The organism is Paenibacillus rhizolycopersici (assembly GCF_014947195.2).
Lineage (GTDB): Bacteria > Bacillota > Bacilli > Paenibacillales > Paenibacillaceae > Fontibacillus > Fontibacillus rhizolycopersici.
Map to the genome: position 1 here is coordinate 109099 of NZ_JADCNN020000007.1, position 12548 is coordinate 121646.

A 12548-nucleotide genomic window follows, 5' to 3' on the forward strand; every position below is an offset into this window, starting at 1 on the left:
AAATACTAGAAAGGATGTGTTATCAATGGCGCTGTTAACGAATGAGTTGCTCCTGGAATCCTATCAGAAGGCGACCGAACTGCAATTGGATCGGGAGTTTATCGCACTGCTGTTAGCAGAAATCCGCAAACGCGAATTAGAGCTTGCCGCGCCGTCCGTTCTGCACTGATTGTGGACAACCTGGCTATCTCCCAGTTTAATTATGAAGTTATCCCCAACCATCAAGGCGCCTGCCAGGCGTTGACATGATATATATAAGCTTCATGACAATGCGGACATTGCACGACATGTTCGCAGCCGGAAGGAATACGCACGGAGATTGCTGAAGTATATTGGTCAGCGGAGCCGTAAGGGCTGTAAGGCCCGGCGTAGTCTTCTTTTTTTCCCGCATTCTCCAGAACGTATCCGCAATCGGGGCAGGTGGCGGTCATAGCAGCCAAGCCGTTGCATAACGGGCATATAAATGGCAAAGGGTATCTCTCCTTTACGGCATAATCTTCCGTAAAGTTAAGATACCCTTTTCTTTGTTAGAACATGTAAAACGCGAAGCGCCTCTATATAATTACAGCTTCATGTTGCTGCTGTGTCCCGGAGACAGCTTCGCATCCGGATCAATGTAGACTTTGGCATTGTTGACCGCTGTCGGAGCTTCGCCAAATCCTACCGCAATGAGGTCCAATTTGCCGGGATATGTCGTAATGTCACCCGCGGCAAAGATGCCGGGAATCGAGCTTTCCATCCGAGAATCGACGACAATGGCGTTGCCCTCAATGTCGAGACCCCATTCAGCGATGGGTCCCAGGGAGGAGACGAACCCAAAATTGACGATAACGTCGTCCACGGCGATCTCTTGGGTTTCTTTCGTCTTCACGTCTGCCAGGGTGACGCGCTCGATTCGCTCGTCGCCATGCAGCTCCGCGATTTCCGTAGGCGTAATGACCTGCACCCGGGAAGCCATCAGTCTCTCAACGCTATGCTCATGCGCCCGGAATTTGTCGCGGCGATGGATCAACGTGACCTGCTCGGCAATCGGCTCCAGCATCAGCGCCCAGTCGACAGCGGAATCACCGCCGCCGCTGATCAAAACTTTCTTCCCGCTGAACCGGTTCATGTCACTGACGAAATAGTGCAGATTGGTTTTCTCAAAACGGGAGGCGTTCTCCAGTTCAAGACGGCGCGGTTCGAAGGCGCCAACTCCCGCGGTAATGATCAAAGCACGCGCATAGTGCACGTCCTTGTCGGTCGTCACCACAAAATGGCGATCCTCTTTCTTCTCGATCTGCAGCACCCGTTCCTCCAGACGAATGTCCGGCTCAAACAGCTTTAACTGCTCATTCAAGTTGTTGATCAGCTCCTGGCCCGTCACTTTAGGAAAGCCGGCCACGTCATAAATATATTTCTCAGGGTAGAGGGCAGCAACTTGCCCCCCAAGCTGAGGCATACTTTCGATCAGTTTGACGGAAGCTTTTCTCATTCCGCCGTAAAATGCGGCAAACATGCCCGCCGGTCCGCCCCCGATAATCAGGAGATCAGTGAATTCGGCGTTGTTTTGGGATGACACGGGCCAAACACCTCCAGATGGTTTCTTTTTCTTTAGCTATAATGTCAATTCTACTTTATTATAATCGTCACACCCCTACTTGCAAAGGTAAGATCAAAACTGTCGAAAATATGGAAAATAATCCGTTGAAAGTCCTATAGTTACAGGTAAAATAAGACTTGATCTTTTAGGCAAAAGTCGATATCATTCAAATGTATGCACTCATATTTGTGACGAAAAAAGTACATTTATGATTATACGACAGAAGGCTTTTGATCATCCTACAAATAAGGGTTAAACTAAGTTGTGACAAATGTCTCTGATTACATGAAACGGTGGAATATGGTACGAAAGAATGGTTTTTTATGTGTTAATTTTCACATTGCGTTTTTTGGTTTAATTCAAATATAGAGTGTGCAAAATTGGAAGGAGAACAAATACATGAGTACCATACCCAAAATTGTAATTCTTGGTGCGGGTTATGGCGGCATTCTTACCGCGCAGCGGCTGCAGAAAGAGTTGAATTACAATGAAGCGGACGTCACCCTGGTGAATCGGCACGACTATCATTATTTTACGACACATCTGCATATGCCGGCTGCCGGGACAGACTCCATCGAACATACCCGAGTGGCGATTTCCAAATTAATTGACGAATTCAAAATCGACCTTGTGAAATCGAACGTACAGGAAATTCGTCTGGCCGACAAGAAAGTCGTGCTGCAGGACGGAACGCTTTCCTACGATTATCTGATTATCGCGCTGGGCGGCGAGCCGGAATCTTTTGGCATTCCAGGGTTAACGGAATATGCGATGACGATCCGCAGCATCAATTCCGTTCGCCTGATCCGTCAGCATATCGAATATCAATTTGCAATGTACAAAATGGACGAAAGCCGGACCGACCGCCTGAACTTTGTGGTCGGCGGCGCAGGCTTCAGCGGCATCGAGTTCGTGGCCGAGTTGGCCGACCGGATCCCGCAGCTGTGCAAGGAATATGACGTGGATCCGAACTTCGTGAATGTGTACAATGTTGAAGCTGCGCCAACGGCTTTGCCGGGCTTTGATCCAGAACTGGTGGAGTACGCGATGGACGTGCTGAAGAAGAAGGGCGTTCAGTTCAAAATCGGCGTAGCGATCAAGGAATGCACGCCGGATGGTGTTATTTTGGCCACCGGTGAAGAAATTAAGTCGCAAACGGTCGTTTGGACCGGGGGAATCCGGGGCAACCGTCTGATCGAGGCGGCAGGCTTCGAGACCGCGCGCGGACGGGTGAAAATCGACGATTATTTGCGCGCACCCGGCCATGACAACGTGTTTATCATTGGAGATAACTCGCTAATGTTCAATCCGGAGGGTCGTCCGTACCCGCCAACAGCGCAAATCGCGATGCAGCAAGGGGTAACTTGCGCACAAAACGTGGTGGCGTCGATCCGCGGCAAGGACCTCAAGAAATTTGTGTTCAGCAACAAAGGAACGGTGGCTTCGCTTGGCAAAGGGGAAGCTGTTGCCAGCGCATTTGGCAAGAAGTACAAAGGCTGGGTTGCAGCTCAATTGAAGAAGTTGGTCGATATGCGTTATCTCTTCATTATCGGCGGGATTCCGCTCGTACTGAAAAAAGGAAGATTCTTCTGAGATGCGTCATTGCAGCGTACAGGTTCGGGGACTGCTAACACGGGAGGAACTGGATCGCTATAACGCCTTGATGGAAGTGGGCTCTTATCTGGAATCGCAGCAGCAATACGATTTCGCTTATACGGTCCAGAAGGAAGTTGACCTTCTCATTCTGCCGGCCATCGAACGTTTGAAGGAGAAGAGCCGTGATCGCGATCGGGCAACGGCGGAGTTCTTGAAATCGCTAGAGGCCGAACAAGAAGGAAAAGAATAGAAAAGGGTGTGCCGCTCATTGGAGCAGGCACACCCTTCTTTAGTTGTGTGAGTTACAGCTTTAGCATATCGTCTAACCGTTCGGCATTTAACAGGTTGCCAACATAAAAGGCACCAAATTCGCCATAACGCGCGCTGACTTCGTCAAATCGCATTTCATAGACCAGCTTCTTGAACTGCAGCGCGTCATCGGAGAACAAAGTCACGCCCCATTCCCAGTCGTCGAGGCCGACGGAGCCGGTAATGATTTGCTTCACTTTGCCGGCATAGCTGCGGCCGATCAGGCCGTGGCTACGCATCATCTCGCGACGCTCGTCCATCGACAGCATGTACCAGTTATCGTTCAGCTCCCGCTTCTTGTTCATCGGGTAGAAGCAAATATGGTTGGATTTCGGAAGGATCGGCTGCAACCGCGCCATCACCTCGGGGTTCGCCTTCGGGTCACCGCCGCCGGAAGCAAGATAATTACTTAACTCAACAACGCTGACGTAAGAGTATGCTCTGGTCGTATACTCAGCAAAGGTCGTTTTGTTGAAGGCCGTTTCCAATGCGTTTAGCTCTTCCAAGCTTTCGCGCAGGTGCATGAACACGATATCGGCTTTCTGGCCGACGATCGAATACACGGCGGTGCTGCCCGTCTTGGATTCTTCCATCTGGTTCCAATCTTTCAGAAACGTGTGCAGCTCCTCCAGAGCTCCAGCGCGCTCCTCGTCATCCGCCGCTTTCCAGGCGGTCCAATCGATGGTGCGGAAATCGTGAAGCGCATACCAACCTTCCAAGGTTAGGGTAGCTTCATTCATGTATAATCACTCCTAGATAGATTCTGATCCTCATTCACGAATCGTACATTACATTACGCTTCTTATTGTAGCGCAAGGTGCCTAAACGGGGCAAATCGATTCATCTAATTTTCATGCAAAGTTCATTGCTTCGTTACATAATATCTAGTAAACTAACTACTAGCTTGATTTCGTGTGATTTATGTTATAGTTCGAGCGAGCCTCGTGCTCGTCCAAAGATGTCTTTTGGAATGACCGTTACAATGAAGATTCAAAAAGGCAGGTTAGGAGCACCGAGAAGGTTGGATGAAGCTAGGGACTGAGTAGCGGAGCGTACGTTTGAGTACGTGAGCAACTGAAATGTTTCCGTAGGAAACATGCATCGGAAGCATATGCTTGACCCGGCTGAGTTCAAGATTCGATGTCGATTATGCGATCTTAAATGCTTCGTGATCCAAAGATGCCTTTTTGAATTACCTTTAGAAGGGTGGGGGAGCGATGGGTTGGCTCATCGTACTGGTGCTGATGGTTTTATTCTTCGTGATGATGTTCGGCATCGGCTTTATTTTGAATATGCTGATGAAAACAACCTGGTTTCCGGCATACGTTTTCATTATCGTGATTTTACCGATTGTGGTGTACACCCTATGGGATCATGATCGGAGCTTTGGCGCTTACCTAGCGTCGTTCCGGCTGGTTGATTATTTGACGGCGTTCGCCGGGCTGTGCGGGGCGATTCTGAGCGGGTGGACCATCCGCAAACTGCGGTTAGGCGGTTACAAAATGTTTTAAAGGTGGTTCAAAAAGTCATCTTTCCATAACGAAGCAGAGCATGAGAAGTAGATTCGACGTCGAATCTTGAATTCAGCCGGGTCCTCCGTTGCTCACGTACCTAAAACGTACGCTGCGCTACTCAGTCCCTAGCTTCATCCAACCTTCTCGGTCCTGAAAACCTGACTTTTTGAACATGCACTTTTAGAAGTTGTTCAAAAAGCGCGAGTATCGTCATGGGATCGTCCCTGGCGTCTCGCGCTTTTTTTTGCGTGTACCGTTATTCCTGCTGGTCTCTTTTCCACTTCTGATATTCGAGGAAGTCCTTAAACTCCTTCTTGCTGACGCCCGAAGTCATCGCTTCCTGTACCAGCTCCGACCATTCCGGATCAAGCAATTCCGGTGCGGGGCGGTCGCCATACAATAGCAGGTTGATCGAGACGTTTAGAGCGTCGGCTATCTTCTCGATGAAGGAAATGGAGGGGTTCGATTGAATATTGCGTTCAACATTGCTGAGGTAGGATTTTGCCACATCCGCCTTCTCCGCCAGCTCGGATAAGGAGTACCCTCGGTCTTGCCGAATTTTCTGAATACGCTCGCCAATATGTTCTGCCATGTAGCCGTCGCCCTTCTATCAGAATAATTTTGATGTCATTATATCAGAATAAACGAGATCGGACAAAGGCGTTAAGTCGGAATTTAACCTAAGCAAAGAACACCTTAGTCCCAGGAGCGGGGCAAGGTGTTCTGCTTCGGATGGTCCGATCTTATTTGACGTCGCCAGCGCCTTGTTTCGCTTCAAACGTCCATTTCAGATTCAAGGCGTCGCCTTGGAATTGGTTTTGGTCTTGGCCGTTGTCCACGAATTCAAAATCAACGATCATGGTATCGATGGAGCCAGCTCTCAAGCCGCTGCGTTCACCGAGGAAAAAGCCTCTTTCAACGGCATCCGGAGTTTGATTTTGCAGATCATACAGCGTAGTTTCGTAGATAACGTCATTCAACTTGTCGGAATTGTACAAGAATTTCACTTTAATATGTTTGCCGAAGTCGTCCGTGTTCGCTGGAGCGCCGGCTCGATTCGTAATCGTATAGCTCGTTTTCAGCAGCACTTCTTTGATATCGAGTGTGCCGTCGTTTTTGAGTTTGAACGTACGAGGAATATGGTCGCCTGGTTTCAAGTTACCGATATTCACAATCGCCGTTGGATCCGCGTTGATATCCAATGTACCAGCGGCGAACGTCCCGGTCGTTTCTACCGTATCGCTAAAGTACGCGAACGTGCCTCCGCCGATCAATGTCAAACCTAGTGCTGCAGTTGCTACTCCGAAACCTAATGTCTTTTTGATACCCATTCCTGAATTCCTCCCTGATTTTAAAAAGATTTTTTTATATATTGCATCCTTATGAATACATAAGGAGAACAACCGAATCATACTTGCTTCAATTGGGCTATAGCGTCAATCTCGTTTAGGATGCCTTGGCGTCAGGCTGTGTTTTGTTCGGGTCTGGTTTCTTATCCTCCAACCCGGCGATCGCCTTCCATAGGGAAACAAGCGCGTACAGGAACAAGAGGAGCCCAGGGATAATCAGCAGAGCGACATTTCCCGTCTTCGTCCCGGCGAAGCTTAATACATAGCCAATGTAAGGAACATTAAAGCCGGTATAAACGCCGGTGACATTGGCTGGATTCACCGGATCCGAGTCAGCGGCCCCATTGTTATCGCCTTTAGTCCGGTATAGCACCTGCCCGCTTTGCTCGTCGTGCGTCACCTCGACGATGCGGTGAGTGATCAGTTTGTCATCATTCGACCGGAAGGTGATGACATCGCCTACGGTGAATCGGGTCATATCGCCGCCAGGTTTAATGGCCGCAACGGAACCGGTAGGGATGGAGGGCTCCATCGAGCCGGACAGAACCGTTTTCAATTGATATCCATAGAAATTCGGTTCGCCGCCGGACGCTTTCGAGAGCACGACCGAGCCAGCCACGGTAAAAAAGGCCACCGCCATCAGGAACGTCAGCGCGTTCCCTAGCCACTTACGAATCCGCATGCTTATTCACCTGCTTTCGATAGAGTTGCGGGAGTAGGGACCGCAGACGGGGTGGAGTCTTCGACAGTCTCATCGTCCATCTCGTCTTCCTCATCCTCGTCGTCCGTCACGTCATCGTCGTTGACCGGGAGTTCATCCTCCGGTTTCGTCAGGACCAAATCGTCCAACGGATCCGGCTGCGCGGGCGGCAGCGGAGATTCCAGCACCGGCGTGTCGTTGCTTCCAGGTACGTCAGGCGGAAGAGCAACGGGGTCACCGCCTGCCGGTGGGTTCGGATGATCTGGAGTAGGTTCGTGTCCCACCGAATCGTCGGAAGCCGGCGGTTGTTCGTCGGAGGAACCTTCGTCATCTGCCTCGTCTACTGCGCCATCCTCCGTAGCGTTGTCGTCCGTAACTTCGTCGTCTGCAGCATCACCCTCTGCGTCCTCCGATGACTCGTCGTCTGCAGGAGGTTGAACCGCACCGTCACCAGCTTCGCCCACCGTAGGGGGGGCTTCACCTTCAGGTGTTTCTTCCGCCGGCTGTCCCTCCCCAGATTGATTGTCGTCGCCGCTTGGGTCGACGTTTTCATCCGGGTTGGCTGGGTCTTTATCGGCTTGTTCCGCTTCTTCTTTGGCTTTCTGTTCCTCCAACTGCTTCACCCGTTCAATTTCGGCCAGTCGCTGCGCTTCTGCCTCTGCCAACAATTGGGCTCGCTGTGCTTCGAGACCGGAGATTTCGGAAGTTAAACCGGCGATGGCGGACTCCAGAGAGGCTTGCACGCTCTCAAAATAGGCGAGATCTTCCCCGCCAACCGGATTGCTAAAGGTCGAATCGTCATAAGTTGACATCCCGGCAAACGGACTGGCGATAGTAACGGCAGCGAATCCATCGCTCGAGATCGACAAATCGGAAGGCTGGATGGAACGCAAGTAGCTCAGGATCTCTTGCAACGTGCCGCGAAGGGGGCCGGACAGTAAACCACTGCCCTTCAGGAGGTCGGCAATGCGATCAAGCAGCGTCGTTTGCGTGATCTCCGCGCAATTGGGCTCCAAATCATTCAGCGAGGTCATTAGCCCGTGAATAACGGCTGTCGCGGCGGCGAGTTCCTGCACCAGTTCCTGCCAAATAGACTGATTTAACGCCAACTGCTGCTGCAGCTGTTGAATCGTGGCATTGAGTTCGCTAATTCGCGTCGACAACCCGTCGGCGGCCGCCTCCATCTGCAGACTCGCAGAGAAATCTGCGATAACCTCCGAGCTGCCAGATTCGTCGCCGCCAGAGAATACCGCGTCGGTGGAGGATGGATCCGCCGGTGGAGCGGGGGCGACCGTGTCCGGGAGTACCGGAGCCGAGATCGGAGTCGTTGTATCTATCGCAGCGCGGGTCAGGGTCGCGCCGATTAATTTTCCTTTTAAGGAAGCGGCCCGTTCCAGGTGCTCGGCCAACAATGCAAGCTGGCTTTCGATTTGGCTCGGAAATACGCGGCAAGCCTTGATTTCCGAGTTGTCCTCGCGCACGCTGGTGAATTCGCCAAAGGTCGTTCCGACCTGCTGAGAAGTCCACAAGAGCAGGGTTGAGAGAATTAATCCGGATTGCAGCGATTTGACCATATTTTGTTTCTTCCGCTTTTTGCGTAATTTGCGGATTACTTCAGCACGAGATCTTCGCAGAATAGTCGCTCCTTTCTAGGTAAGTCACTATTTGTTCGTTAACACGTTCGTTATAGAGAACGAATTCCGTGATTCGAATATACCTGATAGGATCGAAAAAAGGAAAATCGCAAATCCGACGAATTGTTCTCAATAAAGAACGATTATCTCAATTTCTCTTTAAATTACTCCATTTTGCGTGAAATTTCACAGGAAACCGTTCACTATAAGGAACAAAGTCTTGGTTTCCAAGCTGACGGCTGTTTTTTGCCGTAAATGACAAGATCGTTAGCGATCAAACAAAATAAGCTAACCTTTTCGACGAAAACGGGTTAGATGGACTACGCAGAGTGACATACTTTTCAAAACCAGGCCATTATAATAGGTACCAGGAAAGCTTGCTGACTTAAGAGCCCGTGATCCAACGGCCAAAACAAAAGCACCAGTTAAGGGTAAACCTGTTGAAAAGCAGGGGCACAAAGTCTCAGATCTAAGGTAGTGATACTAGGATGGCTGGACTGCCTGGGGACAAAACCAAAATAATGATCTTAGGAGGAGATTGTTGTTGAAGAAGTCCGCCCAGGTTATTGTTTATGATCGGTACCCCGGTAACGTCGATCCGGAGTGGGTGGTTTTGCTCGCCACGGCCAAGGAGGCGGGAATTTCCATTGATGAGGTTCGGCGCTTTTTGGCCGGAGATCGATCGCATTTAGCAGAATGGCATGTACATAACGAATAGATTGCGCAGGAAGAGGGAGTAAGGGATCGTCCCAGGTCGGAAGAGGGGCGGTTCTTTTTTTGTCTATTCTGGCGTAAATCGTTGTCCCGGTGCGGAGCAAGCGGAAAAAGGGCGATTTTTGTAAGGTGGGGGCGATTCAGGACTTCGTCTTTTATGCTAAAATAGAGGAAGTCTATTTGTGCGTGATAGGGAAGGAGCGATGAAGCCGTGCGCATGAACAACATGCTGCATTTTACCGAAAATCACCGTTACTGCGTATACCGTGACTTCGGTCTCAGTCCCGTCGATGGCAAGATGCTAGGGTTGGTCTATCAACCGATGGTAGGAGCGTTTGCCATTTCGCTTTATCGTCTGCTGGCGGACCAGGTTCCTCTGGAGCAGGTCGGATATTCGGACGTGGAGCAGCAGCGGAAGCTGTTTCTGACCCTGGGTCTAGATCCTAGCGAGAAAGGGCGGAAATTCCTGATCGAGCAAACATCGCGTCTCGAGGCGGTTGGCCTTCTTCAGACGAACCGGCTGTATGTCCCGGACAGCGACGATTATATGTACGAATATGAGCTTCAAGCCCCGCTGGCGCCGGCCGAATTTTTCCGGACCCAACATCTGACCCTGCTGCTGCGGGACAAGATAGGCAAATTCGCCGTATTGTCTCTGCGGGAGCAGTTGTTCCGTGAGGAACCGGTGGCGTGGTCAGGACTTGCCTTGAACAAGGAAAATATCACGGTACCGTTCTATGAGATATTCGAGCTGAATACGCATTCCATCGATTATGAGCTGGAGCAGGCCATCGCCGAGACGTCGATGGCCAGACAGCCGGGTCTCAAGTTGGCCTTAGAGGAGGAGGAAGCGATCAATTACGCCGATATCATCCTACGGTTCCCTCGAGAATCGAAGAATCGGGCATTCGTTGAGGCGCTTCGGTTTGATCCGGAAGGGATGGGCGTGGTCAATTTTGTCGCTCGCAAATATGAGCTGAGCATCCAGGATCTATGCAGGCTATTGGATGAAGATGGTGTCTTCGATCCAGGCGGCGCTATTCTGCTGGATGCCCTCCAGCACATCGCCAATCTGCAGTTCCGGCAGGGGAAGCGGCGGCAGGAGGAGCGCGAGGTCGCCTACGGCAAAATCGTCGCGCTGCGCGGGGAAGAGCCGAAAGCAGTTGCTTCTTCCTCTGGGAATGTAACGGAAGAAGTTGCGGTGCAAATGGAGTATTATGTGGAGGTACCGCCGCAGTTCCAAAGCAAGTGCGATATTCACCAATATAATATGATGCTTCGAAATGAGCCGTATACCCGGCTGCTCAAGACGTTCTTCCCGGGGACGATTCCGGACAATCTGCTGGATATCTTTGAGAAGATCGACTTGAACTATAAGCTGCCCGGTGAAGTGATCAACGTACTTATTCATTATTTGATGTCGCTGCTTACCTCGGGCGGAGAGCAACGGATTAACCGTAACTTCATCGACGCGATCGCCGCCAACATGCTGCTGAAGCAGATCAGTACGTATGAGCAGGCGGTGCAATATATCCGTGACCAGTCGAAGGTGAAGGAGAAGGTGAAGGAGAAAGCGGCTGGCAGCACTTCCAGTGGAGGGCGTGCGCGGACCTATGGGGGCCGCGGGGCCAAGCCGAAGCCGGAAATTCCGATTGTGGAGCGAACCGGCGCGGAAACCGCCGTGTCCGAAGAGGAATTTGCCGAATTGATCAAGATGGCGGAACGCATGCAGTCCGGAAAGCATAAAAAAGAAGTCTGAATCCGTTCGGGCTTGGGGGAAGGTGAAACACCGCGATGGAATCCCTTGGGGAAATACTTACGCAGATGAAAAATACGCAATTAAAACAACGCTCGGAGGAGCTGACTGCGCGTCTATTTAATGACCCTCTGGTATTGGAACTTCGAAATCGTTATCCGGAGCTCGGACAGGAACAATTGACGCGCGGAATGGCTAAGCTTTATCAATATGTAAACGACAGCAAGCACTGTGCCAATTGCCCGGGACTTGCGAACTGCCCCAACGACTTCCCCGGCCACTTCACGAAATTGACGGTCGAACAGGTGGGCGGCAGCCCGCAGCTGGTGGATCGGCAGGTCCCTTGCCAGAAGCAACTTCAGTATGAGCGCGAGTTGTCCGTCAAGAAGCGGATTCACAGTTTCTATGTGGATGAGCGTGCGCTGGAGGAAGGGTACAATGCGGTCGAAATTATGGCCAAGGATAGCCTGAGGGCTCCAGCCGTCGGACAATTATTTCGCTACATTGAAGTTACGAAGGAGTCTGGCCTTCAAACGAAAGGACTGTATCTGGAAGGTCCATTTGGCACAGGCAAAACATTCTTGATGTGTTATTTACTGCACGAGCTGGCGAAGGAAGGGTATTCTGGAGCTATCGTCTATATGCCGGAATTCGTGGAAGATCTGAAAAGCATGCTGCAAGACAGCGATAAGCTGCGGGATACCGTGGAAATGATGAAGCAGGTCGACCTGCTGATCTTTGACGATATCGGCGCAGAGAACTTAAATCCGTGGGCGCGCGACCATGTGATGGGCGCGATCCTGAATTACCGGATGAACCGTAAGCCGACGTTCTATACCTCGAATTATTCCTTGAACGCGCTGGAGAAGCATTTGAGCTTTACGAGCAAGGATGGGGAAGAGCGGCATAAAGGCCAACGGTTAATGGACCGGATTGCCCCATTCGTCGACGTCGTGCAGGTGAACGGGACGAATAAACGAGGACGGGCGTAGAGGTGTCATTCACGGCAGAGAAAAAAGAGCCGGGCTTCCCTTGGAAGGGAAACGCCCGGCTCTTTCGTCCGTTTCGCGGTCTTGTTACCGCCAAATCAGCTTAGCTGGCGATAAATTTAATGATGACCATACCGAAGAAAATCACGGCCATCAATGTCAACATGCCAAAAAAGCCGTTCATCAAATCAAACAAATCGTTGCGGGGTTCTTCGTTGATGTGCTGCCGCGGATCGTTCGCATGCGTGTTAGCATCCATGGCGACGGGCCTCCTCAGGAAATAATCGTCTCGTCAATGAAAGATGTCATAGACAATCCGTTTTCAGGTTATTCTTAGTATAACCAAACCCTTTTCACTTTGTAAAGAAGGCGTTATCATGCACTTTCTTTTTTTCAGTGGTGTAT

Annotated in this window: 15 protein-coding genes and 1 riboswitch; of the genes, 7 read left to right on the forward strand and 8 right to left on the reverse strand. The window is 50.8% G+C overall.

Features of this window, described 5'->3' with window-relative positions; all coding sequences use genetic code 11:
- Window positions 1-25: 25 nt before the first annotated feature.
- Entirely contained in the window at window positions 26-169 is a 144-nt protein-coding gene (sda, locus tag IM700_RS09905; RefSeq protein WP_155606188.1) for a sporulation histidine kinase inhibitor Sda, read from the forward strand.
- 52 nt (window positions 170-221) lie between these two features.
- Here sda and IM700_RS09910 read toward each other — a convergent pair whose 3' ends face one another.
- Both IM700_RS09910 and IM700_RS09915 read right to left on the reverse strand, forming a co-directional pair.
- Window positions 222-470, reverse strand: a complete 249-nt coding sequence (locus IM700_RS09910; RefSeq protein ID WP_193417380.1) for a hypothetical protein — start codon at window positions 468-470, stop codon at window positions 222-224.
- Between the two features lie 92 nt (window positions 471-562).
- The gene (locus tag IM700_RS09915; RefSeq protein WP_193417381.1) at window positions 563-1561 is read right to left on the reverse strand and encodes an FAD-dependent oxidoreductase; all 999 of its coding nucleotides are present in this window, start codon (window positions 1559-1561) and stop codon (window positions 563-565) included.
- 420 nt (window positions 1562-1981) lie between these two features.
- On the opposite strand from IM700_RS09915, the gene IM700_RS09920 reads away from it, so the two are divergent.
- Entirely contained in the window at window positions 1982-3175 is a 1194-nt protein-coding gene (locus tag IM700_RS09920; protein ID WP_155606190.1) for an NAD(P)/FAD-dependent oxidoreductase, read from the forward strand.
- A 1-nt stretch (window position 3176) separates the two neighbouring features.
- On the forward strand, window positions 3177-3428 hold the full coding sequence (locus IM700_RS09925) for a hypothetical protein (RefSeq protein WP_155606191.1): 252 nt from the start codon (window positions 3177-3179) through the stop codon (window positions 3426-3428).
- 52 nt (window positions 3429-3480) lie between these two features.
- Here IM700_RS09925 and hemQ read toward each other — a convergent pair whose 3' ends face one another.
- Window positions 3481-4227 (reverse strand): hydrogen peroxide-dependent heme synthase, encoded by a 747-nt coding sequence (gene hemQ, locus IM700_RS09930; RefSeq protein WP_193417382.1) that lies wholly within the window; start codon window positions 4225-4227, stop codon window positions 3481-3483.
- A gap of 477 nt (window positions 4228-4704) precedes the next feature.
- Here hemQ and IM700_RS09935 point away from each other — a divergent pair, with 477 nt between their 5' ends.
- The gene (locus tag IM700_RS09935; RefSeq protein ID WP_155606193.1) at window positions 4705-4998 is read left to right on the forward strand and encodes a YuiB family protein; all 294 of its coding nucleotides are present in this window, start codon (window positions 4705-4707) and stop codon (window positions 4996-4998) included.
- Window positions 4999-5257: 259 nt separating this feature from the next.
- On the opposite strand, the gene IM700_RS09940 is transcribed toward IM700_RS09935, so the two are convergent.
- The 4 genes from IM700_RS09940 to IM700_RS09955 all read right to left on the reverse strand — a co-directional run bounded on the left by IM700_RS09940 (window position 5258) and on the right by IM700_RS09955 (window position 8624).
- Window positions 5258-5593, reverse strand: a complete 336-nt coding sequence (locus IM700_RS09940) for a helix-turn-helix domain-containing protein (RefSeq protein WP_193417383.1) — start codon at window positions 5591-5593, stop codon at window positions 5258-5260.
- A gap of 151 nt (window positions 5594-5744) precedes the next feature.
- Entirely contained in the window at window positions 5745-6332 is a 588-nt protein-coding gene (locus tag IM700_RS09945; protein ID WP_193417384.1) for a TasA family protein, read from the reverse strand.
- Window positions 6333-6447: 115 nt separating this feature from the next.
- Window positions 6448-7032: a signal peptidase I SipW gene (sipW, locus tag IM700_RS09950; RefSeq protein WP_155606196.1), complete on the reverse strand. Its 585-nt coding sequence runs from the start codon at window positions 7030-7032 to the stop codon at window positions 6448-6450.
- A 2-nt stretch (window positions 7033-7034) separates the two neighbouring features.
- Complete coding sequence (locus IM700_RS09955) at window positions 7035-8624, reverse strand: ICP22 family protein (RefSeq protein ID WP_193417385.1); 1590 nt, start codon at window positions 8622-8624, stop codon at window positions 7035-7037.
- A 480-nt stretch (window positions 8625-9104) separates the two neighbouring features.
- Window positions 9105-9189: riboswitch (cyclic di-GMP riboswitch) on the forward strand.
- Between the two features lie 39 nt (window positions 9190-9228).
- On the opposite strand from IM700_RS09955, the gene IM700_RS09960 reads away from it, so the two are divergent.
- The 3 genes from IM700_RS09960 to dnaI all read left to right on the forward strand — a co-directional run bounded on the left by IM700_RS09960 (window position 9229) and on the right by dnaI (window position 12146).
- On the forward strand, window positions 9229-9402 hold the full coding sequence (locus IM700_RS09960) for an anti-repressor SinI family protein (protein ID WP_155606197.1): 174 nt from the start codon (window positions 9229-9231) through the stop codon (window positions 9400-9402).
- 207 nt (window positions 9403-9609) lie between these two features.
- The gene (locus IM700_RS09965; RefSeq protein ID WP_193417386.1) at window positions 9610-11157 is read left to right on the forward strand and encodes a DnaD domain protein; all 1548 of its coding nucleotides are present in this window, start codon (window positions 9610-9612) and stop codon (window positions 11155-11157) included.
- 35 nt (window positions 11158-11192) lie between these two features.
- Window positions 11193-12146 carry a primosomal protein DnaI gene (gene dnaI / locus IM700_RS09970; RefSeq protein ID WP_193417387.1) on the forward strand — a complete coding sequence of 318 codons (954 nt, stop codon included), beginning with the start codon at window positions 11193-11195 and terminating at the stop codon, window positions 12144-12146.
- A 100-nt stretch (window positions 12147-12246) separates the two neighbouring features.
- Here dnaI and IM700_RS09975 read toward each other — a convergent pair whose 3' ends face one another.
- Window positions 12247-12402, reverse strand: coding sequence for a YqzM family protein (locus IM700_RS09975; protein ID WP_155606199.1), 156 nt, complete (start codon window positions 12400-12402; stop codon window positions 12247-12249).
- Between the last annotated feature and the right edge of the window lie 146 nt (window positions 12403-12548).